The sequence below is a fragment of the Nocardia sp. NPDC019323 genome (assembly GCF_044389845.1).
Taxonomy (GTDB): Bacteria; Actinomycetota; Actinomycetes; order Mycobacteriales; family Mycobacteriaceae; genus Nocardia; species Nocardia implantans.
The window spans coordinates 1,038,572-1,065,428 of the sequence record NZ_JBIRYN010000002.1 but is presented as its reverse complement, the minus strand read 5'-3'; the positions used below and the strand labels follow the sequence as shown (position 1 = coordinate 1,065,428).

The following is a 26,857-nucleotide window of genomic DNA, read 5'->3' as shown; positions in this document are numbered from 1 at the left end:
GGCATACCGGACGCGAATTCCGTTGCGCGCCCGGCGGCAGTTCCCGCACACTCGTAGCTGATGGCGCATCGGACCACGTGACGCCACGGTCGACCGACCGACGTGCGCGGATGGGCCCTACTTCGTCCGGGAGGAGACGACCGTGCTGATCCGTCGCGAACGCGTCGACGACGCCACTGCGATCGCGGCGGTGCATCGCAGCGCATTCGCGCCTCGCTATGCCCACGCCGCCGCGTCCGGTGATCGTCCCGGCGCCGCCCCGCCCGAGGTGGATCTGGTCGCGAAGCTGCGCAGCGACGAGGGCTGGATCCCCACGCTGTCGCTGGTGGCGATCGAGCACGACAGCGTGATCGGCCACGTGTGCCTGACCAGAGCCGCGGTCGGCCCGTTCCCCGTGCTGGCCCTCGGCCCGATCGGCGTTCTCGCCGACCATCAGGGCGCCGGAGTCGGCTCGGCCCTCATGCACGCGGCGCTCGGCGCCGCCGACGCGCTCGACGAACCACTGATCGGCTTGCTCGGCAGCCTGGAGTTCTACCCGCGCTTCGGTTTCGTGCCCGCCGCCCGTCTCGGCATCACCCCCGACGACCCGGCCTGGATCAGCCACTTCCAGGTCCGCTCCCTGTCGGCCTACGACTCCCAGATCACCGGCGAATTCCATTACGCGGAGCCGTTTTACCACCTCTGAGCCCCGGCTCAGCGCTTGGTCGTGCGCAGCGGGCGCTAGGCCCACGGGTCGATGACGGGCACTCCGGTAGCTCGGAACGGCGCGGTATCGCGAGTGGCGACGGCCATCCGAGCAGCGCTGGCGGTCGCGGCGATATAGCCGTCGGCAGTACCGATCGCAGCTCCGGTGGCGCGGGCGGCAGCCATGAGTTCGGCATACACCGCAGAGGTGGTGATATCGAAGGCGAGTACTCGTCCTGCGAATAGGGGCAACACACGAGTTTCGAATTTGTCGCGCAAGTTGTCTCGCCGCCTACCGGGAGGCATCGCGGCAATGCCGAACCGCAACTCGGCGACAGTGACAGCTGACAGGTAGAGAGTGCGCAGAGGTTGCGCATTGATCCAAGCGACTACGCCAGGGTCTGGAGCCTTGCGCAGCGGTTCGGAAATGACGTTCGTATCGAGAACGATCACTCGAACTCCATGGGGCTACCCGGCCGTCGATCACGCGCGTTCAGCGCTTCGAATTCGTCGTCGGTGAGTTCGACCTCGCGCCCGATCTCCGCGAGCAACGACCCGAGCTCCACCTGCGCCACGGGAGAAACGGCTTCGATAAGGATTGCCCGCACCTCCGCCTCGGTGCTGCGTCCATGCTGCGCGGCACGTACACGCAACGCCTCGCGGACGTCGTCGGGTAGATCGCGAACGGTCAGCCTTGCCATATCCACTCACCTGCTCCGATTTGACAGCAATAGCGCCATTGCCTTCACTGACTTCAATCATAGGCCCAGAGGCTCGATGATCAACGCACAGCGCGCCTGGAAGGATGTGCTCATGAGTTCCGCTCCATCCGCCCTGGACGACCGCCGCTATGTGCTGACTCTCGGCTGCCCGGATCGGCCGGGCATCATCGCCAGGATCACGTCGTTCATCGCCGAGTTCGGCGGCTCGATCGTGGAGGCCGGGTATCACTCCGACGCGGATACCGGCTGGTTCTTCACGCGTCAGGCGATCAGGGCCGCGACGGTGCCGTTCGGTATCGCGGAACTGCGCGACCGGTTCGCCGGGGTGGCCGCGGATCTCGGACCGGATACCGAATGGCAATTGCTGGACTCCGGCGCGCGCCGCCGCGCGGTCCTGCTGGTGAGCAAGGACGGCCATTGCCTGCACGACCTGCTCGGGCGCGCGGCCAGCGGTGAACTGCCCGCCACCATCGAGGCGGTGATCGGCAACCACCCGGATCTGGCCGCGATGACGGAGGCGCACGGGGTGAAGTTCCATCACGTGCCGTTCCCCAAGGACCCGGCCGAGCGCGGCCCAGCGTTCGACGAGGTGCGCGCCCTGGTGGACGCGCACGACCCGCACGCGGTGGTGCTGGCGCGGTTCATGCAGGTGCTACCCGCCGAACTGTGCGAGCACTGGGCGGGCCGGGCGATCAACATCCACCACAGCTTCCTGCCCTCGTTCGTCGGCGCTCGCCCGTACCACCAGGCGTTCGCCCGTGGCGTGAAGCTGATCGGAGCCACTTGCCACTACGTGACCGCCGAACTGGACGCGGGCCCGATCATCGAGCAGGACGTCATCCGCATCGACCACGCCGACGAAGTGCGCGACATGGTCCGCCAGGGTCGCGACATCGAGCGGGTGGTGCTGGCGCGGGGGCTGCGCTGGCATCTGGAGGGCCGGGTCCTCGTACACGGCCGCCGGACGGTCGTCTTCTCCTGAGGGGCGCGAACCCCCGGCGCGTCAGCCCGCGAGATCGGCGCGGCTCGGCTTGTTCGCCGCGGTCAGAACGCGCGCGAGTTCCTCGTTGAACCGCTCGTAGGCTTCGACATTCCCGAGATGGCCGGTGGGCAGCACCTGGTAACGCGCGAGGCTGCCGGTCTGCCGGAGCAGTTCGACGATGCGTTCGGAGTGCACCGGCGGCGTCATGTCGTCGAACTGTCCCGAGATCACCGTCGTCGGCACGACCAGGTCGCGGGCCGACTCACCGACATCCATCGTGGCCAGCAGGAAACCGAACTTCGAGCGCACCCAGGCCGGACACGACCGCACGATGGCCATGCTGAAATCCAACAACTCGCCCTTGGCCGCGGTGCTGAGGATCTGGCGCGCGAACAGCCAGCGCACCGGCGCGATGGGGGGGAAGACGATCGGGGCTGCGAGCCCCAGCCTGCCGAACAGGAACGGCAGCGGCACTTTCAGTTGCAGCAGCCGCAGCGGCCGGTTCAGCAGCGGCACGACCGTAGTTTCCAGGATCAGCCGGTCCGCCGCGGTATTGGTCAGCAGCACCGCGAGCGCTTGGCGCGCGACCCGCTCCGGGTAGCGCCCGGCCCACGCCTGCAGCGTCATGCCGCCGAGACTGTGTCCGACCAGCACCGCGCGCTGTCCCGGCGCGAGCGCGGCGTCGAGCACGGCGGCCAAGTCGTCGGCCAGCAGGTCCATGGTCAGCTCGCTGGAGCCGTATTCGCTCTCCCCGTGACCGCGCTGGTCGTACGCGATCACCCTGTATTCGCCCGCGAACGCGTTGATCTGCGGATTCCAGTATTCGAGGCAGCAGGTCCAGCCGTGCACGAGCACGACGGCCGGGGCGTCCGACGGGCCGTAGGCGTGCACGCGCAGCCGCGCCCCGTCACCGGCCCGGACCGGAATCACCTCGCGAGGCGCGGTCGGCGGGTTGAACGCGGCGGTCCGGTAGGTACGGGAACGCAGGTCGGCGCTGTGCGCGTCGCGCAAGCTCCGGAGCAGGGCCGGGAAGCTCGTCAACGCGGTCGGCAGCATGGCACGCATCGGACACTCCTTTGTGTTACTGCTAGATACAGTAACCCCGATTCGCGCCGCTTGCTAGTGCAAGCACCCTTACTCGTCGGCGAACTCCACCCTCACCAGCGCGGACCCCGCTGCACCTCGTCCACCTTGGGCCGCACATCGGCCAAGTAGACACCCGTGGCGATGATCGCCGCGAAGGAGAGCAGGCCAAGACCCGCGGGCGAGAGCAGGAGCACGAGCACGGCCGCCCCGAGAATCGCCAGCCAGATCGGCTTGGTCAGCTTGTCAACCGCGGTGAACGCGTCCGGACGCTGACGCACGGCGTGGATCAGCGCGAAAATCGTCGCACCGAGCGCCGCCAGCCACAGCACCAGCAGGATCATCCCGGTCAATCCGTGCACCATATTCACCCCACCCATCATAGAAGCAACGCCCTCGCGCACCAGGGGTGCGCGAGGGCGTCGAATCGTCTCTGTCGCGGGCGGATCAGGCCTTCTTGGGGGCGGCCTTCTTCGCCGGAGCCTTCTTGGCGACCGGGGTGGCGGCCTTCTTGGCCGGCGCCTTCTTCGGCGCGCCGTTGGTGACCGGAGCCGGGGTGGCCTCGGTGGTCACCTCGACGACCTCGGCCTCGACGACCGGCGCCGGGTCGGCCACCGCGTCGGCCTCGACCTCGACCTCGGCCTTGGCCGGGCGGCCGAGCAGCCCGTTGACGCGCTCGAGCACGTCCTCGGCGCGGCTGACCGCGTCGCCGTAGAGGGTCTCGACCTTGCCGATCCGCTCGTCGACGACCTGGTTGGCGCGCAGCCGCTCGATGGCCTCCTCACCGCGGACGGCGAGGTCGGCGTAGAGGTCGAGCGCCTGCCGGTAGTACTTCTCGGCCAGCGCGCGCAGCTCCTCGGCGGTGAACTTCTCGCGCAGCTCGGCGAGGTCGTCGGGCAGTTCCGACGGCAGACCCGACAGCCGCTCGCGCAGCGACTCGAATCGGTCCTGGACATCGGCGGGAACGTTGGCGAAGCGCTCGCGCGCCTCCTCCACCCGGGCCTGCACCTCGGTGGCCGCCGCGCGCTCGCGCACCTGGGCGAAGGCGTCGTTGACGGCGGTGTAGAGGGCGTCACCCGCGCCGACGGTGGCGAGCAAGGGCTTGGTGACGGTGGCGTTCTTCTCGGTCATGGTGTTTCGTTCTCCTGGCGTGGCGGAGTTTCGGTTGTCGTGCGCGGAACGTCGCTGTCCCATACATCCCCCCCTGCCTCGTTTCCTCCGTTTTCCCGGCGAAACGATTCATAGATGTCCAGCAGCACCTGCTTCTGCCGCTCACTGATGAACGTGTCGGCGAGCAGTGCGTCCCGGACCGGACTGTGCGGCCGCTGCTCGAGATAGCCAGCCCGTACGTACAAGACCTCCGAAGAGACCCGCAGCGCCTTCGCGATCTGCGTGAGCACTTCGGCGGACGGATTGCGCAGTCCGCGCTCGATCTGACTGAGGTACGGATTGCTCACCCCCGCCAGCTGGGCGAGCTGACGCAGCGAGACTTGCGCGGCTTCTCGCTGCGCCCTGATGAAGCCTCCGATGTCGTGCGCCGCACTGACGACGCGACCCCCTCGTTCCCCGGCGCCGGACGAGTGCTCGTCCGATCTGTCGGTGTACTCGGCGGAAACCTCGGGCTGGTCAGCCATCACTCACCTTCTGGCGGGTTGTACGAATTCGATTCTAGGTCAGGGTGCTAGCTATTGCAAGCAGTCTGCTAGCAGAGTTTCGGCAAACGTTCCGCACGCCGCGGATCAACCGCCGAACATCACGTGGGAAATCGTGTAGATCGCCAGTCCGGCAAGCGAACCGACGACGGTTCCGTTGATGCGGATGAATTGCAGATCCCGGCCGACCTGCAATTCGATCTTCTTGCTCGCTTCATCGGCATCCCACCGGGCAACCGTGTCGGTGACCAGGGTGCTGATCTCACCGGCATAGTTTTCCACCAAGTAGCGCGCGCCGCGATCGATCCAGCCGTCGACCTTGGCCCGCATATCCGCGTCGTCGCGCAGGCGCTCGCCGAGCTGCTGCACGTTCTCGGCGACCTTGCGCCGCAGCGTGCTGTTCGGATCGTCGGCGGATTCCAGGATCAGCCGCTTCGCCGCGCGCCACGTGGCCGAGGCCAGTCCGGTGATCTCCTCCCGGCCCATGATCTGCGCCTTGACCCGCTCGGCCTTTTTGATCATGGCGTCGTCGAATTGCAGGTCCTCGGCGAATTCCTCCAGGAACCGATTGGCGGCGAGACGGACCTCGTGCTCCGGGTTGGAGCGGACTTTCCAGGTGAACTCCACCAGTTCCCGGTAGATCCGTTCGGAAAGCAGGATGTTGACGAATTTCGGCGCCCACTGCGGCGCGTCCCGCAGGACGATCCGATCGATCGTCTCCTGGGATCCGAGGGCCCACTGGTGCGCGCGCTCGGCGAGCAGGTCCAGCAGCGCCAGCTGCCGGTTGTCGGCGAGCAGTTCCGCGAGCACCCGCCCGATCGGCGGACCCCACAGCGGCTCGGCGATCCGCTTGACGATGGTGTTGTCGATGACCTGCTCCACGTCCTCGTCGCGCAGCACGCCGACGACGGCGCGCAGGATCGTCGAACTCTCCTGCGCCACGCGCGCGGCGTGACCAGGATCGGCCATCCAGCGCCCGACCCGCAGGGAGACCTGCGCGGAACTCAACTTCGCCGACACCACTTCCGGCGCCAGGAAGTTGGTGCCCACGAAGGTGCCGAGACTGGCGCCGAGCTGGTCTTTCTTTCGCCGGATGATCGCCGTGTGCGGGATGGGCAGGCCGAGCGGATGCCGGAACAGTGCGGTCACCGCGAACCAGTCGGCCAGGGCGCCGACCATGCCCGCCTCCGAGGCGGCCCGCAGGTAACCGACCCAGTCGCCGCCCGCCCCGCGCGATTCGGTCCAGCGGCAGAACAGATAGATCGCGGTGGCCATGGCCAGCAGGCCGGTGGCGAACGCCTTCATCCGCCACAGGTCACGACGCTTGGCCGCCTCGTCGAGCACGGCGGCGAAGCCGAGGGGCGCGGCGGCAGGCGCGGCAGGGGCGTCCAGCACCGCGGTATTGCCGGGAGCTTTCTCCATGCCTCCCATTCTGCTGTGCCCGGCGCAGTGGCGAGCGGGGCGAGCGACTTCACACAAATCGGACGCACCCGGCCTGCGGACTGTGGTTCCTACCGCATCCGGGCTCAAAAGCGCATATCACGGGTAGCGGGGACCTAAGCTGGTAGCCACCGGAGCACTTACGAACGAGGGAGCCCACGCTGTCCACCGAAGACCTTGTCGATGTCGGCGAGCGACCGTCGGCGGTGCGCGGCGGCCGGATGGACGGCCGCAAGCGCCGGTGGCGGCAACACAAGATCGATCGCCGCGAGGAACTGGTCGACGGCACCCTCGCCGCCGTGCGCACCAGGGGCAGCAACGCGGGCATGGACGAGATCGCCGCGGAGATCGGCGTCTCCAAGACCGTGCTCTACCGCTATTTCTCCGACAAGAACGACCTGGTCCACGCGACCATGCAGCGGTTCATCGAAACCACGCTGATGCCGCGGGTGTACGGCGCGATCAGCCTGGACGCCGACGAATACCAGCTGGTGCGCTCCGCGCTGGCCGAGTACGTCGGCACGGTCGACGAGGACCCCGAGGTCTACCGCTTCATCATGGGCAACGGCTCGGCCGACCAGTCCTCGCTGGCGGAGTTCGAGAAGCTTTTCGCCGAGGTGGTGTGCGCGGTCATCACCGAGCGCGCCAAGGACCGGGGCGTGGCGACCGAGGGCGCGGCGCTGGCGTCGTATGTGCTGGTCGGCGGCATTCAGTTGGCCACGCACTGGTGGTCGACCAACAAGTCGCTGTCGCGCGAGGACGTGATCGACTACCTCACCATGCTCGCCTGGAGCGCCATCGAGGGCATGGCCCGGGCAGGCGGTTCGCCCGCGGCGTTCAACGCGCAGCCACACGTGCTGCCCACCCCCGAGACGCCCGCCCAAGACTGAATCGAGCCATCGGCCCCCGGTGCTAGCTGGACCGCTTGCAAAAGTTCACCGGCACTGTCGACTTTGCCGGAACCTTGGTTAGTCTGAACCCGAGCGGTGCGCCGAGTGTGTTGCGTCACCGCCGGCGCCGTACTCGACGGCGGTTGCGCGGGACACCATGGTCCCGCACGCTGCCGCCCGCGTGTCCGTCGCTCCGACCGCGGCACCAACGGAGGTACCTCGATGGCGAAGCAAGTACCGACCTCTCGGCTTGCTCGTGGCACGAAGCTGGGCGCGGTGGCAGCCAGTTCGGTGCTTCGCAACCAGCGCACGCGGTTGACCATGCGGGGCAGATCCGAGGCGGTCCGGGCGAAGATGGCCGAGGAGTCGATGATCCGCACCACCGAGCAGGTGGTCACGGTGCTGGGCACCATGAAGGGCGTCGCCATGAAGCTCGGGCAGATGATGTCGGTGCTCGATCTCGACTTGGTGCCCGAGGATCATCGGGAGCGATTCCAGAAACGCCTGGCCGTGCTGCGCAACGCGGCCCCGACGGTCTCCTTCGCGGCCATGCGCCAAGTGATCGAGGACGATTTCGGCAAGCCGCTCGACGCGGTCTTCGCCGAGTTCGACGCCGAGCCCGTCGCCGCCGCCTCGATCGGCCAGGTGTACCGGGCCCGACTACACGACGGCCGCCAGGTCGCGGTGAAAGTGCAGTACCCGGGCATCGACGCCGCCGTGCGCGCGGATCTGAAGAATCTAGCCATGTTCCGGCGCGTGCTGCAGTCCGCGATGCCGTGGGTGACGCCCGCGGTGCTGGACGAGCTGCGGCTGAACATGGAGGCCGAGCTCGACTACCGGGCCGAGGCGGCCACCCAGTTGCAGATCGCCGAGCTGTACGCCGGGCATCCGTTCGTGATCGTGCCGCGCTCGCTGCCGGAGTTCTCCACCACGCGGGTGCTGGTCACCGAATACGTGGAGGGCAAGGGCTTCGATGAGATCCGGCAGCTGCCCCAGGCGGAGCGCGACCGCATCGGCGAGATCATCTACCGGTTCTACGTGGGATCGCTGTTCACCTTCAACGAATTCTGCGGTGATCCGCATCCGGGCAACGTGCTGCTGGCCTCGGACGGCCGGGTCGGCTTCCTGGATTTCGGATTGTTCAACCGTATGGATGCCGAGCACGTGCAGTTCGAGCTGGTCTGCCTGCGGGCCGCCGCCGAAGATCGCGCGGAAGACCTGCGCGAGTTGATGATCAAGCGCGGCGTCATCGATTCGCCGCAGGAGATCGGCGCGGAGGAGTGCCTGGAATACGTGCTGGCCGCCTCGGAATGGTGTCTGGTGGACGAGGAACTGACCATCACCCCCGAGCTGGCCAGCGGCGCCTTCCTGCTCGCGGTCGATCCGAGAGCCAGCGAGTTCACCGGCATGAAGCAGCAGAATCTGCCGCCGGAGCATCTCTTCTCGCGCCGCGCCGACTTCCTGACCTTCGGCATGCTCGGGCACCTCGGTTGCACCGCGAACTGGCATCGCATCGCCAGGGAATGGCTCTACGACGAACCACCGGTCACCGAACTCGGCCGGGCCCATCACGCCTGGCTCGCCGACCGTCCCCGCGCCGCGCCGCAACGGCCGCGCAAGAAGACCACCGAGTAGCCGCCGCCCGGCGACACGACCGCAGAACGGAAAACCATGGCAGACACACGGGAATACGACCTGGTCCTCTTCGGCGCGACGGGTTTCGTCGGCAAGCTGACCGCGGAATATCTCGTCGGGGCCGCGCCGGAATCCGCCCGGATGGCGCTGGCCGGACGATCGCTGGACAAGTTGACCGCTGTGCGCGAGAGTCTCGGCCCGAAGGCCGCGAAGTGGGGCTTGGTGGTGGCCGACTCGAACGACCAGACGGCGCTGGACGAGCTGGCGGCGCGCACCAAGGTCGTGGTCACCACGGTCGGCCCATACCTGCGCTACGGGATGCCGCTGGTGGCGGCCTGCGCCAAGGCGGGCACCCATTACGCCGACCTCACCGGCGAGCCGCTGTTCATCCGCGACGCCATCGACGCCTACCACGAACAGGCCGCCGCCACGGGCGCGAAGATCGTGAACTCCTGCGGCTACGACTCGATCCCGTCCGATCTGAGCGTGTACCAGCTCTATCGCCGCACGGTCGAGGACAACACCGGCGAGCTGGCCGACACCACGCTGGTGGCTTCGCTCAAGGGCGGCGTCAGCGGCGGAACCATCGATTCCGGCCGCGCCATGATGGAGGCGATCGCCGCCGACCCGGCCAAGGGCAAGGTGATGTCGCACCCGTACTCGCTGAGCCCGGACAAGTCGATGGATCCCGACGTCGGCCGCCAGTCCGATCAGGCGCTGTCGCGAGCGAGCGCCATCGACCCGAGCCTGGACGGGTGGGTGAGCACATTCGTCATGGCCGCGCACAACACCAAGATCGTGCGCCGCTCCAACGGCCTGCTCGGCTGGGTGTACGGCAAGAACTTCCGCTACCGCGAGGTGATGAGCGCGGGCAAGTCGCGGATGGCGCCGCTGGTCGCGGCGGGCATGGCGGGCGGCATCGTGGCGGGCATGACCGCGGGAGCGCTGCTGTCGCGGGCAGCGGTGGGCCGCAAACTGCTCGATCGCGTGCTGCCCAAGCCCGGCACCGGGCCGAGCGAGCAGGCGCGCAAGAGCGGCTGGTTCACCATGAAGACGTTCGCGCACACCACCTCGGGCGCGAAGTACGTCGCCACCTTCTCCGGCTCCGGCGACCCCGGCTACCAGGCCACCGCCGTGCTGCTCGGGGAGAGCGGCCTGTGCCTGGCATTCGACACCGACAAGCAACCCGAGCTCGCCGGCATCCTCACCCCGGCCGCGGCGATGGGCGACGCGCTCACCGAGCGGCTGCGCGGTGCGGGCATGACGATCACCGTCGACCGCGCCTGAGGGACGCATTCCGGTGAATCTCGCACGGAAGACGATGAACGCCCCCGCGCTCGCCGCGGTGTACGAGCGAGCGTGGCGGCCGGCCCTGTTCTACCTCGCCAGCGGGCGGACCACCGCGTCCGACCGGCGTGACGCGGTCGCGACCCTGCGGCTCGGCGGCGCGCAGAAGGTGCTCGACATCGCTTGCGGGCCGGGCAATTTCACCCGGTACCTGAGTGAGGAGCTGTCCGGCGACGGCTACGCGATCGGCCTGGACTACTCCGAGCCGATGCTGGCGCGCGCCGTCGCGGACAACGCCGGACCGCGCGTCGGATATCTGCGCGGCGACGCGCGCAGACTCCCGTTCGCGGACGGAACCTTCGACGCGGTCTGCTGTTTCGGCGCCCTCTACCTCATCCCGGACCCGCTCGTCGCCGCTCGCGAGATGATCCGCGTCCTCGCACCCGGTGGCCGCATCGCCATCACCACCAGCCACCGTGCCGCCAACCCGATCGGTGAGGTGAGCCGCGTGGTGGGCGGTTTGAGCGGACTGCGGGTGTTCGGCGGCCGGACCTTTCCCGCCTTGTTCGCCGAGGAGGGTTTGGTGGAGATCGACCAGCGGGTCCATCGCCTGCTGCAGTACGTCAGCGCGACGAAACCCGCACGCTAGGTCGCCGCGTTCGGGCGCGGCGCTCGAGCGCCGGTGATGGCTCGGATCAGGAATTCGAGCTTGTCCACGGTGCGGTCGAGCGGGCGGGTGTCGCGCTCAACCCGACACATCGCCACCGCGCCCTCGACCGCGGCGATGATCAGGGTGGCGGTCTGCTCGGCGTCGGACGCGCTCGCGCCCTGGTCGCGCAACGACCGCGTGAACAGCCGGGTCCAGTTCTCGAACGCGGCCGCCGCGGCCCGCTGCGGCCCGCCGTCATCCCCCTGCGCCTCGATCGAGACCGCGAGCACCGGGCATCCGGCCTGAAAATTATTGTCTTCCAGCACCTTTCGCCACATGTCCGCGAACGTCCGCAATCCGGTGACCGGTCCGGCCGCCAGTCCTTGCGCCAGTTCGCGGGCGGTCAGGGTGTCGGCGAAGCGCACGGCTTCGGCCGCAAGTTGCGCTTTGCCGCCGGGAAAGTAGTGGTAGGTGGAGCCGAGCGGCGCTTGGGCGTGCTTGGCCAGTTCCCGCACGCTGGTCGCGTTCAAACCGTGGCGGCGGATCATGTCGGCCGCGCCCGCCACCATCCGATCCCGCGCCTGCGGCGTTTCGGCCACCCCTTCTCCTCCCTCGGCCATGACGACTGTCATAGCCTACCGCGCTACGGCCAGGCTGCCGTGCGCTGCGCACAGGTGACCTGCCGCGACGAGATCAGCCGATGTCCCGCACCACCTTTCGCTGCGGCGCACCGGTGTCGCAGCCGGTTCCGACGACCAGCACGGTGATGGCGGGCGGGCGCGGACCGTTGAGCAGGACGAGCACCGCGTCATCACCCTGGAACGCGATGTCGGCAGAACCGAGCACGGCGCGGTCGAGCCCGTTCGCGCGGACGCAGCGCCGTAACGCTTCCGGGTCGGACAGGAAGCCGGTGACGGTGTGGCGGCCCAGCGTGCCGAGCGCCAGGGTGGCGGTGAGTTCGTCGTCGCCGACGGCGAGACGCGCGGCGGGGACAGGGGCGTCACGGCCGTCCATCGTCGAGACGACCGAGCCCGCCGCGGCGACGGTGACGATCACCGCGGCTGCCGCGGCGAACCTGCGCGCCCCGGTGCGGCGGCGCTCGTCGACAGTGGACGCGGGAACCGCGCCGGAACGGGAACATCTGCCATCGCGGCGGAATCGGCCCGCACGGACACGCGACAGCTCATGAACCGTGGCGTTCTCGGGCGCCGTCAGGGTGCCGATGAATCGGGCGAGCCGAGCGGTGACGTCCTCCGGCATGGCGTGGATGGCGCGTTCGTCCCGATTCAGCGCACCCAGCTCGGCGCTGATCTCGTCCAGCCCGCGCAGATACCGCGACGCTTCTGGATCACACGAGACGATCGGCCACAACCGCTCGCGCTGCGCCGCGGTCACATTGCCCGCATGCAGATCGGCGAGTAGCGCCGGCGGGAATGGAGGCCGCGGCACCGTCCGGGTAGCCATCGCACCTCCGTTGTTCGCGTCCAGGCAAAAGTTCGTCACTGTTACTGACGCATCCCGACTATCGCCGGTTCCATGGATCACACAGAAAATTCGATTGCTCTTTCGACCGCTGCCGCGTACCAGCCTTCGAGCACGCCGGGAATGCGGCCGCCTCATCCTGGGGCGAACGACGTGTGGACGACGATCCGTCCCCGCGCCCGGCGAATGCCAGCTAGCCTCACTCGACAAGATCGAGTTCCAGCCAGAGGACCCAGCCATGAACAGTCCCCTACCCACGCCCGCGTCCGCTCCAGGAGAGGCGACCGGGGATCTGCTCGCGGGCAGGACCGCCGTCGTGACCGGCGCCAGCCGTGGCATCGGCTTGGCGATCGCGATCAGGTTCGCCGCGGAGGGCGCGAACGTCGCGATGATCGCACGCACCCAGGAGCCACACCCCAAATTGCCCGGCACCATTCACACCGCCGCCGCGGAGGCGGAGGCGGCGGGCGGCGCCGTGCTGCCGCTGGTGGCCGATGTGCGCGACGACAAGGCCATGGCGGAGGCGGTCGATCGCATCGCCGAGCGCTTCGGCGGCATCGACATCCTGGTCAACAACGCGGGATCGGTCGACCTCACCGGCGCCGAGCAGATCGGCATGCAGCGCTACGACCACATGCAAGCCGTCAATGTCCGCGCGCCGTTCCTGCTGTCCAAGCTGGCGCTGCCGCATCTGCGCGCCTCCGCCCTGGCCGGGCGGAATCCCCACATCCTCACCCTCTCCCCGCCCCTGAACATGAATCCCGAGCACGTGGGCAACGGGGTGGCCTACACCGTCTCCAAATATGGTGTCAGCGTGGCGACCATCGGTCTGGCACACGAGTTCCGGCGCTACGGCATCGCCGTGAACTCGCTGTGGCCGCGCACGAAGATCGACACCGCCGCGGTGCGCAACCTACTCGGCGGCGCGGAGGCCGTCGCCGCGTCCCGCAACCCGTTCATCTGCGCGGATGCCGCTTTGCTGATCGTGACCAGCCCCGCGAACGCCTACACCGGCCAGCTGCTGCTGGACGAGGAAGTCCTCGCTTCCCATGGGCGCATCGATTTGGACCACTATCGGGTCGTGCCAGGCGCGGGCGAGCTGGCCAACGATCTTTTCATCGACGCGTGAAACCACTGCCTACTCAGCCGAAAAGCGGTCTCGGGCACAAGGTTTCCGAATGCCGTGACGGCCCGCGCTGTCACCGTGCCGACGAGGCGGCGCCGAGATCCACCATGCGGTGCAGGATCGCCGGGGCCAGGGCCAATTCGAATTCGGTTCCGCTGCTTTCGAAGACGAAGGCCAGCAAGTCACCGCCCGGTACCGGGGCCAGCCGGACCGAGCACTGCTCCCCCACGACCACCCAGCCGCCGACGGTCAACTGATCGGACATCGCCCCTCCCACCCTTCGCCACTCCCGACAAGTGGACTATGCCAGTTGCGGAGCGGGGGTGTCAACGGCGGAAATCGGCCGCTGACCTGGCCGGATACTCGCGTGTCTCGATCGGGTGGCCGGGTGGGTGGACGCTTTCGCGGTACTCCAGCGCGACGCCGCGTCCGTCCAGAACCGTGCGCCGCACGACCAGCACCGCCGCCGGATCCGGCAGCGCGAGACGGCGCCGCTCGTCATCCGTGGCCAGCCGGGCGCCGACGCTCTCGCGCACCACCACGGCGGCGCGTCCGATGGCGTCTGCCAAATACCGCGCGATTCCACCCGAATCGGACGCGGGCCCAGACCCGAGCGCACCCTCGGCGAGCTCACCGGGATACCAACAGGTCATCAGGCGCTTGTTCCGAGAGTCGTTCGCGCGCACTGTTTCCAGCGTGAACACCGCGCTCGACGCGGGTAAGCCGAGCGATTCGGTGACATACCGCGACCCTTCCAGCATTTCGGCTCTCAGCACGGTCACCGATTCGCTTTCGGGCGCGGGTCCGTATCGGGGCGCGCTCTCCCGCATCAACGCCGAACGCTCGGCCACATAGGTGCCCGACCCACGCCGGGACGTGACGATTCCCCGCTGACGCAGCGCATTCAACGCCTTGGCAGCGGTGGGTCTGGCCACCTGCCAGCGCGCGGCGAGTTCGCGCTCCGACGGCACCTCGGCGCCGGGAGCCAGTTCCCCGCGCTCGATCAGATCCCGCAAATGCTCGGCGATCTGTAGATATTTCGGGACTGCCCCGTCGATTCCGGCCACCGGTCGCCTTCCCCACACCACCCCTCGGACCGCTGGTCAGTGTAACAACGGCGGAGCCGGGCGCCGGGGCCTGCGCACAAGCGCGCACCGAGGCCGTCCGCCGCGCTGTACCGCCCGGTAAAGTGCGACGCCAGTACAGCGCGGTACGAACAGGACCGAGCGGAAGGGGGCTTCCAGGTGGCGGTACCCGATACCGGGCAGGGGGCGGCGCGAGAGCTGTACGCGGCGGCCATCGGCGCAGGTGGGGGCGAGAGGTTCGAACTGGACACCGCGGTCGCGGAGAATCTCGCCGCCGCGTGCGACCGGCTGGTCGACGATCTGGGCCGCGCGATGGCCGACGAACACCTCGTCACCGAGGTGAGCGGTTTTCCCGATCTGCCCACCGGACACGGCCTCACCCGCGGGTTCGCCGCGAAGGGACGGCAATACCTGGACACCCTGGCCGCGTTCCAGGAGACGGCGCTGCTGTTCAAGGCCGCGTATCTCGCCGCGGCCAACCGGCTGGCCGACGCCGAGGCGGCCAATCAGGCCGCGCTGCGGCTGGTCGCCGAATATCTGGAGCCCCGGTGAGCGCGCGCCCGCGCGCCGGGACCGAGTGAGGGGGACGACGGATGGCAGACCCCGCGGCACGCGCCGCCGCCGACGGCATCCGGCAGGAACTGGCCGGATTCACCGACGACGCGACCGATCCCGCCTACGCGCCGGATCGGGAACTGTTCGGCGCCTACACCCATCAGCAGATCTGGGATCTGGTGCACGAGGCGCTCGACCCGGCGGCGCTCGGCCGCATCGCCGCGGCATGGCAGGCCAACGCTACCGCGGTGGCCGACGCGTTCCAGGCCTTCTCCGATGCCACCAACCGCGAGTTCGCGCGCTGGTCGGGCCGGGCTGCCGACGCCGCCGTGGGCGCGACCAGGCAGTTCGTCCGCGCGGGCGGGGATGTGCACGACGTGTGCCGGGCGGTCGCCCGGCTGATGGAGTTGAATAGCGATGCCGCGCAGACGGTCCGGGGCGCGATCGCGCCGCCGCAGCGGTATCGGCCGCTGGCGGACCCGGCCGCCGAAGCGGTTTACGGTGGAAAACGTAGGATGGAACACGACAGTGCGGCGGCAGACATCGAGGCGGATGTCCGGGACACGATGACTTACGTCTACACCCCGACCATGCCCGCCACCGGCGACCGCGTCCCCCGATTCCCCCGGCCGCGCGAAGGTTCCGACAACGCACCCGGCGATCCGGATTCCGTCCGCGGAGGCGGCACGCGGTGAAATGGGTGCTCAGCCCGGACGAGTTCACGCATGTCTGGACGAACGAAACCGGCCTGGACCGCAGGCCCTACCCGGTCAACATGGTCCCGTCGGCCACGGCGCGGACCGAGTCCGAATACCACGCCCTCCGCCTGCCGCAGCGCTTCGCCCGCCAAGCCGACCCGGACCTGGCCGCCGCCCTGATGCTCTGCGCGCGCAACGACGCGACCACCATCACCGTCTCCGGCGAACGCACGGCGCTCGCGCGCGACGGCGACGGCGCCGAGTCCGAACGGATTCTCGCGTTCGCCGCCGTGGTGCACAATCACGCGAGCATTCTGGTCGCCACACCGCAGCGAGTGACCGTACAGATGTGCCACGCCCGTGCCGTGGGCGAACGACTGGTGCAGGTCATCGGCCCGGCGCGGCCGGGAAGACTCGCCCCGATGCGCGAGCCGCAGGACGCCGTGCTGAATGCGGATCGCACCGAGCCGTTCGTCACCAATGGCCATCGCGGCGCGGCGAAGTTCCGCCAAGTCCTGCGCAAGCCGGTGGACGGGCGTGGCTTCATCACCGTCACGGTGGAACCGGAGAACCCGATGTCCCCGCCCACCCGCCATCGCACCTGGCTCGACTTCACCGGCGACGGCCGCTACTTGCTCACCACCGCGCACGATCTCGCCCTCACCCCGGTGTCCGACGAGGAGTTCGCCACACAGCTGCTGCGGCTCGCGCAAGTGTGAGGCGGGCGCGACAACTACTGTTGAGCCATGCCCGAGCAGTGGACGGTGCCGCCGACCGAGGCTTTGCGAGCCGACGGCTTGCGCGTGGCCGAGCTGGACACCTCAGGGACGCCGGGGTTCACCGGCGGCAAGAAGGAAGGCGTCGCCCTGCTCGCCGAACGCGCCCAGGTGCTGTCGGATCTGCAGGAGAAGCTGTACGCCAACGGCCGAGCCGGCGGCGACCGGCGCAACGTGCTGCTGATCCTGCAGGGCATGGACACCGCGGGCAAGGGCGGCATCGTCCGGCACGTCATCGGCTCGGTCGACCCGCAGGGCGTCGACCACGCCGCGTTCGGCGTGCCGACGCCGGAGGAGAGCCGCCATCACTATCTGTGGCGCATCCGCAAGGCGCTGCCGCGCGCGGGCCAGCTCGGTGTGTTCGATCGCTCGCACTACGAGGACGTGCTCGTGGTGCGGGTGCACAATCTGGTCCCGCCGACGGTGTGGGAGCCGCGCTACGACGAGATCAACGCGTTCGAGCGGGAACTGGTCGACGAGGGCACCTCGCTGGTGAAGGTGGCCATGTTCGTCTCGCTCGACGAACAGAAGCGACGCCTGGCCGAGCGGCTGGAACGCCCGGACAAGTTCTGGAAGTTCGATCCGTCCGACATCGACGAGCGCGCGTTCTGGCCCGCTTATCAGGACGCCTACCAGGCGATGCTGGACCGCACGTCCACCGAGTACGCGCCATGGCACGTCGTGCCCTCCGATCGCAAGTGGTACTCCCGCCTCGCCGTCACCGAACTGCTGATCGCCACACTCGAGCGGCTGGAACTCGACTGGCCCCCGCCGACCTTCGACGTCGAACTCCAGAAGCGGCGCCTGGCGCGGGCCTAGCGTCCGGCGGCACGAGCGCGGTCATGGCAAGTGCCGGACGAAACGCGAGCCCGGTCGATGCGGCGTCCAGCCGGTGTCGGCGATCCGGCCGGTGCGCACGAATTCACCCCAGTACCGGCGGGTTCCGGCACCCAGCTCATCGATCTGTGCCGGGGTGAGCGGCGCGAGCATCGGGGCGGCGCGCCAGGTGTCGCCGTCGGCGAACAGCAGCGGCAGATCGATGCAGTGGCAGGCGCCGTAGGGGTTCTCCGGGTGCAGCTGTCCCATTCGATAGCAGTACACGCGCGCCCCGGCGCCGGCCAGTTCATCGGCGAATCGGAACATGCCGTCCTCGAACGCCTTTCGCCCGATCAGCCGCTGTGCCGCCGAGTCCAGCCGGGCTCCGAGCGCCGGTAGTCGCCGGAGCCTGCCGAAGACCGGATGCGGGCCACCGTAGAAGGCGCGCGCCTCTTCTTGCGTGCAACCGAGGAGGACCGGCAGATCGGCGGCGGCGGCGCGCGCCGCTGCTCGCCAGGTGTGCTCGCCGGGCAGCGGTCCCGCGTCGGCCACGGGCAAGAAGGGCGGCGCCGAATTCAGCGCGCCGGGCCCGGCGCAGCGGCGAACGGTGCGTCCTTGCGCGGCGAGCAGTTCGCGCAGGGACGCGGTGCGGGGATCGGCGTCGAGTTCGGCGAGGAACATCGCTCCCACCCGCTCGGCCCTCCGATGGCTGTGGAATCCGATGCCGAAGGGCGCGCTCTGCACGACAGCCCCGGCGAACAGCGACCGTGCCGTCGCGATCCCCAGCAGCGCGACGACCGACTGCCCGCCCGCGGACTGTCCCGCCACGGTGACGCGCCGCGGATCGCCGCCGAATTCGGCGATGTGCGCGCGCACCCACCGCAGCGCCGCGATCTGGTCGAGCAAGCCGAGATTCCCCGCCGACACGCCAGGGGCACGGAGATAACCCAGCACGCCGAGCCGGTAGCTCACCGACACGACGACAACGCCGGTCTCGCCCACGAACCGGACCGCGTCGTACAGGTTCCACTGCCCGCTGCCGGCCAGGTAGGCGCCACCGTGCAACCACACCAGCACCGGACGTCCGCCCGGCTCGGCGGCCACGGGTGCGGTGACGGTGACCGCAAGGCAGTCCTCCGACTGCTCGAGCGGGTCCGCCCGCCCCATCACACTCTCGAGCCGTCCCGGCAGCTGCGGCGCGATCGCGTAGGGGCGCGTCGCGTCGTACACCCCCTCGGGCGGCGCGACCGGCTCGGGCGCACCGAATCGCTCGGCCCGCGCGTAGGGGATGCCACGGAACACCGCGACCTCGCCGCGAGCCTCACCCCGCCAGCGCCCGGAAGGCGCGATCACCTCGTCCATACCACTCTCGCCTTCTATCGCAAGTCGACTTGCGATAGCACACGCTAAGGGCCGCCGCCACATAACGCAAGAGAACTTGCGATAATCGCCCGGTGAGTAAGCCCCCCGCGCAGATCCGCGGCGCGCGTCTGCGCGAAGCCGTGCTGGACGCGACCCTGGCCAGGATCGAGTCGGCGGGCATCGGCGCCGTGCGGGTCGCCGACGTCGCCGCCGACGCGGGCGTGCACGAGACATCGATCTACCGCCGCTGGAAGACGCTGCCCCGCTTGCTGCTGGACGCCTTGCTGTCGCGGGTGGCCGAAGAGATCCCGCTGCCGGACACCGGGTCGTTGCGCGGCGATCTGGAGCGGTTCACGACCGATCTCATCCGCTTCGCGCGCACGCCGTCCGGCCGGGCCCTGATCCGCGGCAGCGTGCTCGTCGAATCCGATCCCGACGTCGAGGCGATCCGGCGCGAATTCTGGGTCCGGCGGCTGGCGTCGTCCGAAGAGATCGTCCGGCGCGCCGTCGCACGCGGCGACGTGGCGGCGACCGTGGATCCCCGGCTGACCATGCTGGCCCTCGGCGGGCTGGTCCACCTGTACGTCACCCAGTTCGACGGCGAGCTGCCGCCGGAGCTGGCACGCGACGCCGTCACGCTCGTGCTCATGGGCATCCTGCCGCGCTGAACGGGGCCGGATCGGGTTCGCGGCGGCAGGACCGGATATTTCGGAATCTCTCAGGTAGGCCGACGATGATGACGGCTGTGGGCCGATCACCCGGGGAGATGGTCGGCGGATCTACGATCGTGGCGGCAGGAAAACCGTCCGGCGAGCGAAAGGCGTGGTGAGCGCACGGTGAGCAAGAACCAGGGTGGGAAGTCGAACCCGCTGCTGGCGGCGGAACGCGCCGACCGCAACCGCAAGATCTTGATCCAGGTGGCCGTCGCCGCCGTGCTCGTCGCGCTGATCGCGGCGATCGGCATCGGCATCGCGGTGAAGAAGAACCGCAAGGACGATCCAGGACCCACCCCGTCCATCGCCGCGACCGCGGGCGCCGTGCCCGCCTCGATCACCGACAACGGCGCCGTCCGCGTCGGCAAGCCGGACGCGAAGGTCACCGTGCGGGTCGTCGCCGATCTGCAGTGCCCCGCCTGCAAGGCGTTCGAGGCGGCGAACGGGCAGGTGCTCGAGGACGCGGTCGCCAGCGGCACCGCGGTCGTCGAATACAACGTGATCGCCTTCCTGGACAAGGCGTCCACCACGCGCTACTCCTCGCGCGCGGCCAACGCCTCCTACTGCGTCGCCGAAGCCGACCCGTCGAAGTACCAGGCCTGGCTGAAGACGATGTACGCCCAGCAGCCCGCGGAGGGCGGCGCCGGCCTGCCCGACGATCAGCTGGTCCAGATCGCCAAGAGCGCCGGCTACACCGACGACGCGGTCGCCCAGTGCATCACCGACCACAAGTACGACAAGTACGTCCAGGCCCGCACCAAGGAAGTGCTGGACAGCGGCATCCAGTCCACCCCGTCGGTGTTCGTGAACGGCAAGAAGGTCGAGACCAGCCAGCAGATCTTCGGCGCAGGCGGCCTCGCACCCGTGATCAGCGCCGCCGCGGGCCAGTGATCGCCGCGGGGCCCCGGGCCGCGTGGGTCCTGTTGATCGGCGGGCTGGCCGGCTGGCTGGCCGCGGTGGCGTTGACCGTGGAACGGTTCAAGCTGTTCACCGATCCCGGTTACACGCCGTCGTGCAGCATCAACCCGATCCTGTCCTGCGGGTCGGTGATGGTGACCGATCAGGCCTCGATCTTCGGGTTCCCGAACCCGCTGATGGGCATCGTGGGGTTCTCGGTCGTCGTCACACTGGGCGTGCTGTCGGTGGCCGGCGTCGGCTTCCCGCGCTGGGTCTGGGGCGGGATGTGGCTGGGCACCCTGCTCGGCGTCGGGTTCATCTGCTGGCTGATCTTCCAGAGCCTGTACCGGATCAACGCGCTGTGCCCGTACTGCATGGTGGTGTGGGCGATCATCACGCCGCTGCTCGCGGTGAGCACCGACCAGCTGTGGGGGCGCTCGCGCGGTCCGCTCGGCGTGCTCGCCGAGTGGCGCTGGACGATCGTCGCGCTGTTCTTCGCGGTCGTGCTGGTGCTGGTGTTCCTGCGCTTCCAGGACTACTGGCTGTCGCTGGTCTGAGACCGATCAGTTCGGCGGTCCCTGGACCAGCGCCACCGGCACGGTGCGCGCGCCGCCGGCGCCGGTGATGCCCAATCGGACGGTCTCGTTGGGCTTGCGCCTGTTCAGCGCGGTGCGCAGCGACTGGGCGCTGGTGACGGTGTGGTCGTCGAGCGAGGTGATCACGTCTCCTGCGGCCAGACCGGCGGCAAAGGCGGGCATGCCGTAGATCGCCATGTCCACGCGGGCACCGGTCCCAGCGGGCAGCGCGTTGGAGACGAGCACGCCGAGCGTGGCCGTCGGGCCGATGTGCACGGTGTCGGTCGGGGTTCCCGAGCGAATCTGCTGGACCACTCGCATCGCGGCGTCGATCGGCACCGCGTAGCCGTTCGCCGGATGGTCGGCGGTGCGCGCCCCATCGCCCGACGCCGCGGCGATCACGCCGACGACCGACGCCTTGTGGTCGACCAGGGCTCCCCCGGACTGTCCCGGCGTGACCGCCGCCGCCACCTCCAGCATCCCGTTGAGCGCCTTGCGCGACAGATCGGCGGCGTTGATCGCCACGATGGCGCTGTCCAGGTCGGTGAGCGGGCCGTGCACCGCGGTGGGCGGCCCGCCGGCGCCGCCCGCGTTGCCGATGGCGAGCACCTCCTCACGCAGCCGCAACGCGCCGGAACTGCCGATGGTCGCGGTCGGCAGCCCGTCGGCCGCCGACAGGTCGAGCAGGGCGATGTCGGCCTCGGCGTCGTAGCCGAGCACCACCGCGTCGTAGGCCTTGCCGTTGCCCACATCGGTCGCGGTCACGGTGTCGGCGCCCTTGACCACGTGATGGCTGGTGAGCACCTCGCCGTCGGCGGTGAGGACGATGCCCGACCCCGCCGCACCCGGCCCGGATCGTTCGGCCGAGGCGTTGATGTTGACCAGCGCGGGCCGCACCGCCGCGGTGACCACTCCCGCGTCGAGCGGCTCGGGCGGAGCGAACACGACCGAGGCCGCCGTCCCGGCCGGGCCGGTCCGATCGCGGGCGGGGAGATCGCCGCGATACCCGAGGAACGCGGCGATCATGATCATGAGCGTGACGACCAGCACGAACACCCGGCCACCGCCCGGCGCGCGCCGCGCCCCGATCCACTGCTGCCGTTCTTCGTCCATGGCTCTCCCGCCTCGGCCGAACCTCCCGAACCCATTGTCGCCGCTGCGCGCGCCGAAGATCATCGAACCGGGCAGCCCGCCGGAAAAACGGCCCGTGAGCGTGTCTTTTTCGTGTCACAGTTGGCAACCGCACCCATGCGGCGGTAGGCATGTCCTCATGAGCACTGCCGCCGCCTACGCCCTGTCCACTCCCGATGGCTCGTTCGAGAAGGTCACGATCCAACGCAGGGACCTGGGCCCGCGCGACGTGCTGATCGACATCAAGTTCGCGGGTATCTGCCATTCCGACATCCACACCGCGCGCGACGAGTGGGGCCGCACCCGCTACCCCTGCGTGCCCGGTCACGAGATCGCGGGCGTGGTCGCCGCGGTCGGATCCGCGGTGACCAAGCATCGGGTCGGCGATCGCGTCGGCGTCGGTTGCATGGTCGATTCCTGCGGCGTCTGCGCGCCGTGCCTGGCCGACGAGGAGCAGTACTGCACCGCGGGCGCGACCATGACCTACAACACCCCGGTCGACCCGGCGGTCGAGCCCGGCGGGCACACGCTCGGCGGTTACTCGACGCAGATCGTGGTGACCGAGAACTTCGTGGTCGCCATCCCCGACGGCATCGGTCTGGACGTCGCGGCGCCGCTGCTGTGCGCGGGCGTCACGCTGTACTCCCCGCTGCGGCACTGGGGCGCGGGGCCGGGCAAGAAGGTCGCCATCATCGGCATGGGCGGGCTCGGCCACGTCGGGGTGAAGCTCGCGGCCGCGATGGGCGCCGAGGTCACCGTGCTGAGCCACTCGCTGAGCAAGCAGGACGACGGCAAGCTCTTCGGCGCGACCGGCTACTACGCCACCAGCGACAAGCAGACCTTCCGCGAGCTGCGCGGCCGGTTCGACCTGATCCTCAACACGGTCTCGGCGAACCTGCCGATCGACGACTACCTGCGCCTGCTGAACCTGGACGGCACCCTGGTGATCCTCGGCCTGCCCGAGCACCCGATGAGCGTCAAGCCGTTCAACCTCGCCGCGTACCGCCGCTCGCTGGCCGGCTCGATGATCGGCGGGATCGCGCAGACCCAGGAGATGCTGAACTTCTGCGCCGAGCACGGCATCGGCGCGGAGATCGAGCTGATCGCCGCCGACGAGATCGACGGCGCCTACGACCGGGTCGTGGCCAGCGACGTGCGCTACCGGTTCGTCATCGACGTCTCCACCATGTGAGCCCGCTCTCCGCACCGGCGCGGCCGCGCGGTGTCTGGCCGCGAACCGCTCGCGGCGTGGGTACCTTGGCCTTGTGCCCGCGGAGGACGAAGACGAGACGCCACAACCGGCCATCGCCGCACCCGGCATGCCGCCGTGGCTGCCACGCGCGTTCCTGCTCGCCGCCGCGACGGTCACCGGGTTGCTGGCCGCCTTCTGGGTGCTCGAGCGACTGCGGAGCCTGCTGACGATTCTGCTGGTCTCCCTGTTCCTGGCTTTCGCGATCGAACCGGCGGTGAATTCGCTGGCGCGGCGCGGCATGCGGCGCGGCCCCGCGACCGGTTTGGTATTCCTCGGCCTGACCGCCCTCGTCGTCGCCTTCTTCTGGACGCTCGGTGCGCTGCTGGTGGAGCAGGTCACCACGTTGGTGCAGCACGCGCCCGAATACGCCGACCGGGGCGTGGACTGGATCAACCACACTTTCCACAAGGATCTGTCCAGTACGGACATCCAGAAGTACGCCACCGACTGGAGTTCGACCCTGGAGGGCTATCTCACCGGGTTGGCGGGCAACGTCTGGGGCATCGGCACGGCCGCTCTCGGGGCGCTGTTCCAGGGTCTCGGCATCCTGCTGTTCACCTACTACTTCGCCGCCGACGGGCCCCGGATCCGCACCGCCGTCTGCTCGCTCCTGCCGCCACGGCGGCAGCGGCACGTCCTGCGCGCCTGGGACATCGCGGTGGACAAGACCGGCGGCTACATCTATTCCCGCGGACTGCTCGCGCTCGCCTCGACGCTCGCGCACTACGTCATGCTGCGACTGCTGGACGTGCCGTCGGCGTTCGCCCTCGCGCTGTGGGTCGGCGTGGTCTCCCAGTTCATCCCCACGGTCGGCACCTATCTCGCCGGTGCGCTCCCGGTGATCGTGGGTCTGGTGCACGGGCCGAGCACCGCGCTGTGGATCCTCGGCTTCATCGTGCTCTACCAGCAGTTCGAGAACTATGTGCTGCAACCGCGCATCACCGCCACCACTCTGGACATGCACCCGGCCGTCGCGTTCGGGGCGGTGCTGGCGGGCGCCGCGCTACTCGGCGCGACGGGCGCGCTGCTCGCCATCCCGGTGACCGCGACGGTGCAGGCGTTCTCCGGCGCGTACATCCGCCGCTACGACGTCCCGGCCGACGTGGAGGCCGACATCGATCGCCGGACGGGCTCTCCCAAGCGCCGCAAGAAGTTCGCCAGGCAGTTGACGCTTCGTTTCGCGGGCCGTCACGACCGCTCGGACTGACTCGCGACCGGGTGAGACGACGCATGCCGTGGCGTTCGAATGATCCGGCCGAACCCGGCCGGGCGCTCCCTGCGTGATCCGCTGAAGTCACGAGCTGTCGGTGGTGCGTCGGCGCGTAGCTAGGCGGCGCGGGCGGTGGCCAAGGTCCGGATCAGCGCCTGGCGTACTTCGCCCAGCTGCGCGGGGCTGTGGCGCGCGGTGTCGTATTCCACTTGGATGGTCATCCGGTCGCCGATGGTGAACACGGTGAGTTTCGGCGGCATGCCCGCCACCATCGCGAAGACGTCGTTGCGGACGATCCGCAACCGCGGCGGAACCGAAAGGGCCTGCAGGCGGCCGATGTTCGAGATGGCGAAGGTATTCGGCGCCGAGAGCAGTGCGGCGGTCGCCGGGTCGCCGACCTGCTGGGCGGCGAGCATCATCAGCAGTGCCTCCTTGCGCTCGACCGAGGCGCGCATGCCCGACGCCACCGCGTGTGCCAGCGCGATCGGGTCGGCGTCCGCGTCGACGAGCGCGAATGTGCCCACCCCCGACACGCAGTTGAGCACGGTGCTCGCGGGCAGCGGCGGCACGAGATCCGCCCGGACGTCGACCGCGTGGCCGCAGACCATCGGCAGCGCTCCCGCCGACGGCTGCAGCCGGGCTCGGAAGGCGGCGAATGCCGCTCCCGCGACGAGGCTGTTCACCGAGACGCCGTGGACTCGGGCGGCGGCGATCACCGCGGCGGTCTCGATGTCGTCCAATTCGATGCGCTCCAGCGTCAACCGGTTCGGCCGGTGCGCGCCCTCACCGAGATGGGGCAGCTGTCGCGGCGTGAGATCGGCGGTCATCATTTCCGCGCCCGCGCGCATCAGGTCGAGCAGCCCGGCGACCTCCTCGGCGGAGACGATGCGCGCCAGCCTGGTGTCCATCGCCTCGGGCAAGCTCTGATCCGGATTCGCGTGTGGTGCGGGCGCACCCGTCACCTGGGCGGTGTACCGCTCCCACAGTTGCGCGAGCAGCGCGAAAGCGGATCTGCCGTCGGCGATGCCGTGGTGGATGGCCAGCACGATCCGATCGTGCTCGCCGTCGCGCAGGAGATGCGCGTGGAACAGCCCTCCGGTCCAGTCCTGCGGCGTGTTCAGCAAATTCAGGTACTCCGGCTCGCCGCCCTCGGTGATCGTCAAGCGGGGCCGGTAGGAGTCGTCGCGCCGGAAGCATCGCACTCCCCCGGCGTCCACCTGTTCGCTGCGCAGGAGCGGATGCGCGGCCGCCAAGTCGGCGATCACGCGGCGTAGCGCGGACACGTCGAGGTCGCCTCGCACGGTCGAACCGATGAACAGCGGCATGCCGCCCACCGGGATGCTGCCGATTCTGGTGTCGGAGCCGAAGTAGCTGCTTTCGAAGGGGGACAGGGGGCGCTGATCGGTCATCATCTCGTTCCTTCTCGCGGGGATGAGCCCAACATACGCATGTTTCAAACGCTTGTCACATACAAACGTTTGAAACGATCGTCATAAACGTCCGTATGGCCCCTTGCTAAGGTGCTGGGGTGGGAACCCGCGAAGACCTTCTCGCCGCGGCCAAGCGGTGCTTGGCCGAGCGCGGCTACGCGCGCACGACCGTGCGCGAGATAGTCGCCGCCTCCGGCAGCAACCTGGCCGCGATCAACTACCACTTCGGCACCAGGGACAAGCTGCTCAACCAGGCGATGATCGAATCCAGCGCGGAAGCGGTACAGCGGATCGCCGCGGCGTTGCCGCAGGACGACCCCGTGACACCGGCGGCGCGCCTGGAAGTCTTCTGGCGCGAGCTCATCGCTTCGTTCGTCGAGGACCGTCCGCTCTGGTCGGCGAATATCGAAGGTATGGCGCAGGCGCTGCACTCCCCCGAGGTGCGCGCCGAGCTGGCGATCGCGGAGGAAAACGCTCGCGAGCAGCTCTGGCAGCTGTTCGGCCCGACCCGAGGCGCGGCGACCGACCGCGCCGTCGGCGCTGTGCTGCACGCGTTGATCGGTGGTCTCATGGCCCAGTGGCTGGTCGATCCGGAACACGCGCCGTCACCCGACGAGGTGATCGCCGGATTGCGCGCTCTCGCAACCGAACTCGGCGACTGAACCGCCGGTCGTCCCGGCGTATCCCACGCCTCGGGTAGCCATGGGTCGCCCGCCGATGTAGAA

General features: G+C 69.2%; 31 protein-coding genes. 17 read left to right on the top strand and 14 right to left on the bottom strand.

What is annotated here, in order from left to right; genetic code table 11:
• Window positions 1–142 precede the first annotated feature (142 nt).
• Window positions 143–685: a GNAT family N-acetyltransferase gene (locus ACH49X_RS12400; protein WP_195083160.1), complete on the top strand. Its 543-nt coding sequence runs from the start codon at window positions 143–145 to the stop codon at window positions 683–685.
• A 35-nt stretch (window positions 686–720) separates the two neighbouring features.
• Here ACH49X_RS12400 and ACH49X_RS12395 read toward each other — a convergent pair whose 3' ends face one another.
• Both ACH49X_RS12395 and ACH49X_RS12390 read right to left on the bottom strand, forming a co-directional pair.
• The gene (locus ACH49X_RS12395) at window positions 721–1,137 is read right to left on the bottom strand and encodes a type II toxin-antitoxin system VapC family toxin (protein ID WP_195083161.1); all 417 of its coding nucleotides are present in this window, start codon (window positions 1,135–1,137) and stop codon (window positions 721–723) included.
• Entirely contained in the window at window positions 1,134–1,385 is a 252-nt protein-coding gene (locus ACH49X_RS12390) for a FitA-like ribbon-helix-helix domain-containing protein (RefSeq protein ID WP_357207443.1), read from the bottom strand. The genes ACH49X_RS12395 and ACH49X_RS12390 overlap by 4 nt, the downstream gene beginning before the upstream one ends.
• A 112-nt stretch (window positions 1,386–1,497) precedes the next feature.
• Here ACH49X_RS12390 and purU point away from each other — a divergent pair, with 112 nt between their 5' ends.
• Window positions 1,498–2,388, top strand: coding sequence for a formyltetrahydrofolate deformylase (gene purU, locus ACH49X_RS12385; RefSeq protein WP_195083163.1), 891 nt, complete (start codon window positions 1,498–1,500; stop codon window positions 2,386–2,388).
• A gap of 21 nt (window positions 2,389–2,409) precedes the next feature.
• Here purU and ACH49X_RS12380 read toward each other — a convergent pair whose 3' ends face one another.
• From ACH49X_RS12380 to ACH49X_RS12360, 5 genes are all read right to left on the bottom strand, one after another.
• A complete protein-coding gene (locus ACH49X_RS12380) occupies window positions 2,410–3,453 on the bottom strand; it encodes an alpha/beta hydrolase (protein ID WP_357207441.1) in 1,044 nt (347 codons plus the stop codon).
• 92 nt (window positions 3,454–3,545) lie between these two features.
• Entirely contained in the window at window positions 3,546–3,836 is a 291-nt protein-coding gene (locus ACH49X_RS12375) for a DUF2516 family protein (protein ID WP_040870424.1), read from the bottom strand.
• Window positions 3,837–3,918: 82 nt separating this feature from the next.
• Window positions 3,919–4,602: a heparin-binding hemagglutinin gene (locus ACH49X_RS12370; RefSeq protein WP_357207439.1), complete on the bottom strand. Its 684-nt coding sequence runs from the start codon at window positions 4,600–4,602 to the stop codon at window positions 3,919–3,921.
• On the bottom strand, window positions 4,599–5,105 hold the full coding sequence (locus tag ACH49X_RS12365) for a helix-turn-helix domain-containing protein (protein ID WP_067797276.1): 507 nt from the start codon (window positions 5,103–5,105) through the stop codon (window positions 4,599–4,601). Before ACH49X_RS12365 ends, ACH49X_RS12370 begins: the two co-directional genes overlap by 4 nt.
• Window positions 5,106–5,210: 105 nt before the next feature.
• A complete protein-coding gene (locus ACH49X_RS12360) occupies window positions 5,211–6,545 on the bottom strand; it encodes a DUF445 domain-containing protein (RefSeq protein ID WP_195083166.1) in 1,335 nt (444 codons plus the stop codon).
• A 239-nt stretch (window positions 6,546–6,784) separates the two neighbouring features.
• Between ACH49X_RS12360 and ACH49X_RS12355 the strand changes: the two genes are divergently transcribed.
• From ACH49X_RS12355 to ACH49X_RS12340, 4 genes are all read left to right on the top strand, one after another.
• A complete protein-coding gene (locus tag ACH49X_RS12355) occupies window positions 6,785–7,453 on the top strand; it encodes a TetR/AcrR family transcriptional regulator (RefSeq protein ID WP_084485797.1) in 669 nt (222 codons plus the stop codon).
• 222 nt (window positions 7,454–7,675) lie between these two features.
• The gene (locus tag ACH49X_RS12350) at window positions 7,676–9,088 is read left to right on the top strand and encodes an AarF/ABC1/UbiB kinase family protein (RefSeq protein WP_195083168.1); all 1,413 of its coding nucleotides are present in this window, start codon (window positions 7,676–7,678) and stop codon (window positions 9,086–9,088) included.
• A 36-nt stretch (window positions 9,089–9,124) separates the two neighbouring features.
• Window positions 9,125–10,375, top strand: coding sequence for a trans-acting enoyl reductase family protein (locus ACH49X_RS12345; RefSeq protein ID WP_195083169.1), 1,251 nt, complete (start codon window positions 9,125–9,127; stop codon window positions 10,373–10,375).
• A 13-nt stretch (window positions 10,376–10,388) separates the two neighbouring features.
• Complete coding sequence (locus tag ACH49X_RS12340; protein WP_195083170.1) at window positions 10,389–11,024, top strand: class I SAM-dependent methyltransferase; 636 nt, start codon at window positions 10,389–10,391, stop codon at window positions 11,022–11,024.
• On the opposite strand, the gene ACH49X_RS12335 is transcribed toward ACH49X_RS12340, so the two are convergent.
• Window positions 11,021–11,644, bottom strand: a complete 624-nt coding sequence (locus tag ACH49X_RS12335) for a TetR family transcriptional regulator C-terminal domain-containing protein (protein ID WP_357207437.1) — start codon at window positions 11,642–11,644, stop codon at window positions 11,021–11,023. The two genes, ACH49X_RS12340 and ACH49X_RS12335, sit on opposite strands and share 4 nt — an antisense overlap.
• 73 nt (window positions 11,645–11,717) lie before the next feature.
• Window positions 11,718–12,488, bottom strand: a complete 771-nt coding sequence (locus tag ACH49X_RS12330) for a hypothetical protein (protein WP_195083172.1) — start codon at window positions 12,486–12,488, stop codon at window positions 11,718–11,720.
• Between the two features lie 256 nt (window positions 12,489–12,744).
• On the opposite strand from ACH49X_RS12330, the gene ACH49X_RS12325 reads away from it, so the two are divergent.
• Window positions 12,745–13,635 carry an SDR family oxidoreductase gene (locus ACH49X_RS12325; protein ID WP_195083173.1) on the top strand — a complete coding sequence of 297 codons (891 nt, stop codon included), beginning with the start codon at window positions 12,745–12,747 and terminating at the stop codon, window positions 13,633–13,635.
• Between the two features lie 70 nt (window positions 13,636–13,705).
• On the opposite strand, the gene ACH49X_RS12320 is transcribed toward ACH49X_RS12325, so the two are convergent.
• Both ACH49X_RS12320 and ACH49X_RS12315 read right to left on the bottom strand, forming a co-directional pair.
• The gene (locus ACH49X_RS12320) at window positions 13,706–13,897 is read right to left on the bottom strand and encodes a hypothetical protein (protein ID WP_357112611.1); all 192 of its coding nucleotides are present in this window, start codon (window positions 13,895–13,897) and stop codon (window positions 13,706–13,708) included.
• Window positions 13,898–13,958: 61 nt separating this feature from the next.
• The gene (locus tag ACH49X_RS12315; RefSeq protein WP_357207435.1) at window positions 13,959–14,699 is read right to left on the bottom strand and encodes a GntR family transcriptional regulator; all 741 of its coding nucleotides are present in this window, start codon (window positions 14,697–14,699) and stop codon (window positions 13,959–13,961) included.
• A gap of 177 nt (window positions 14,700–14,876) precedes the next feature.
• Here ACH49X_RS12315 and ACH49X_RS12310 point away from each other — a divergent pair, with 177 nt between their 5' ends.
• The 4 genes from ACH49X_RS12310 to ACH49X_RS12295 are packed head-to-tail and all read left to right on the top strand — an operon-like array spanning window position 14,877 to window position 17,565.
• Window positions 14,877–15,269 (top strand): hypothetical protein, encoded by a 393-nt coding sequence (locus tag ACH49X_RS12310; protein WP_195083176.1) that lies wholly within the window; start codon window positions 14,877–14,879, stop codon window positions 15,267–15,269.
• A 41-nt stretch (window positions 15,270–15,310) separates the two neighbouring features.
• Entirely contained in the window at window positions 15,311–15,967 is a 657-nt protein-coding gene (locus ACH49X_RS12305; RefSeq protein WP_323124658.1) for a hypothetical protein, read from the top strand.
• The gene (locus tag ACH49X_RS12300; RefSeq protein ID WP_195083177.1) at window positions 15,964–16,689 is read left to right on the top strand and encodes an ESX secretion-associated protein EspG; all 726 of its coding nucleotides are present in this window, start codon (window positions 15,964–15,966) and stop codon (window positions 16,687–16,689) included. Before ACH49X_RS12305 ends, ACH49X_RS12300 begins: the two co-directional genes overlap by 4 nt.
• Before the next feature lie 27 nt (window positions 16,690–16,716).
• A complete protein-coding gene (locus tag ACH49X_RS12295) occupies window positions 16,717–17,565 on the top strand; it encodes a polyphosphate kinase 2 family protein (RefSeq protein ID WP_357207432.1) in 849 nt (282 codons plus the stop codon).
• 21 nt (window positions 17,566–17,586) lie between these two features.
• Here the strand turns inward: ACH49X_RS12295 and ACH49X_RS12290 are convergent, their stop codons facing one another.
• Window positions 17,587–18,924: a carboxylesterase family protein gene (locus tag ACH49X_RS12290; protein ID WP_195080653.1), complete on the bottom strand. Its 1,338-nt coding sequence runs from the start codon at window positions 18,922–18,924 to the stop codon at window positions 17,587–17,589.
• Between the two features lie 92 nt (window positions 18,925–19,016).
• On the opposite strand from ACH49X_RS12290, the gene ACH49X_RS12285 reads away from it, so the two are divergent.
• From ACH49X_RS12285 to ACH49X_RS12275, 3 genes are all read left to right on the top strand, one after another.
• On the top strand, window positions 19,017–19,592 hold the full coding sequence (locus tag ACH49X_RS12285) for a TetR-like C-terminal domain-containing protein (protein ID WP_357207430.1): 576 nt from the start codon (window positions 19,017–19,019) through the stop codon (window positions 19,590–19,592).
• A 168-nt stretch (window positions 19,593–19,760) separates the two neighbouring features.
• Window positions 19,761–20,528 (top strand): thioredoxin domain-containing protein, encoded by a 768-nt coding sequence (locus ACH49X_RS12280; RefSeq protein WP_357207428.1) that lies wholly within the window; start codon window positions 19,761–19,763, stop codon window positions 20,526–20,528.
• Complete coding sequence (locus ACH49X_RS12275; protein ID WP_195080656.1) at window positions 20,525–21,091, top strand: vitamin K epoxide reductase family protein; 567 nt, start codon at window positions 20,525–20,527, stop codon at window positions 21,089–21,091. Before ACH49X_RS12280 ends, ACH49X_RS12275 begins: the two co-directional genes overlap by 4 nt.
• Window positions 21,092–21,097: 6 nt before the next feature.
• Here ACH49X_RS12275 and ACH49X_RS12270 read toward each other — a convergent pair whose 3' ends face one another.
• Window positions 21,098–22,222 (bottom strand): S1C family serine protease, encoded by a 1,125-nt coding sequence (locus ACH49X_RS12270; RefSeq protein ID WP_195080657.1) that lies wholly within the window; start codon window positions 22,220–22,222, stop codon window positions 21,098–21,100.
• 157 nt (window positions 22,223–22,379) lie between these two features.
• Between ACH49X_RS12270 and ACH49X_RS12265 the strand changes: the two genes are divergently transcribed.
• Both ACH49X_RS12265 and ACH49X_RS12260 read left to right on the top strand, forming a co-directional pair.
• A complete protein-coding gene (locus tag ACH49X_RS12265) occupies window positions 22,380–23,432 on the top strand; it encodes an NAD(P)-dependent alcohol dehydrogenase (protein WP_195080658.1) in 1,053 nt (350 codons plus the stop codon).
• Window positions 23,433–23,505: 73 nt separating this feature from the next.
• Window positions 23,506–24,699 carry an AI-2E family transporter gene (locus tag ACH49X_RS12260; RefSeq protein WP_323124548.1) on the top strand — a complete coding sequence of 398 codons (1,194 nt, stop codon included), beginning with the start codon at window positions 23,506–23,508 and terminating at the stop codon, window positions 24,697–24,699.
• Window positions 24,700–24,818: 119 nt separating this feature from the next.
• Here ACH49X_RS12260 and ACH49X_RS12255 read toward each other — a convergent pair whose 3' ends face one another.
• A complete protein-coding gene (locus ACH49X_RS12255) occupies window positions 24,819–26,111 on the bottom strand; it encodes a hypothetical protein (protein WP_357207427.1) in 1,293 nt (430 codons plus the stop codon).
• A gap of 119 nt (window positions 26,112–26,230) precedes the next feature.
• Between ACH49X_RS12255 and ACH49X_RS12250 the strand changes: the two genes are divergently transcribed.
• Entirely contained in the window at window positions 26,231–26,794 is a 564-nt protein-coding gene (locus ACH49X_RS12250; protein ID WP_195080660.1) for a TetR/AcrR family transcriptional regulator, read from the top strand.
• Window positions 26,795–26,857: the final 63 nt, after the last annotated feature.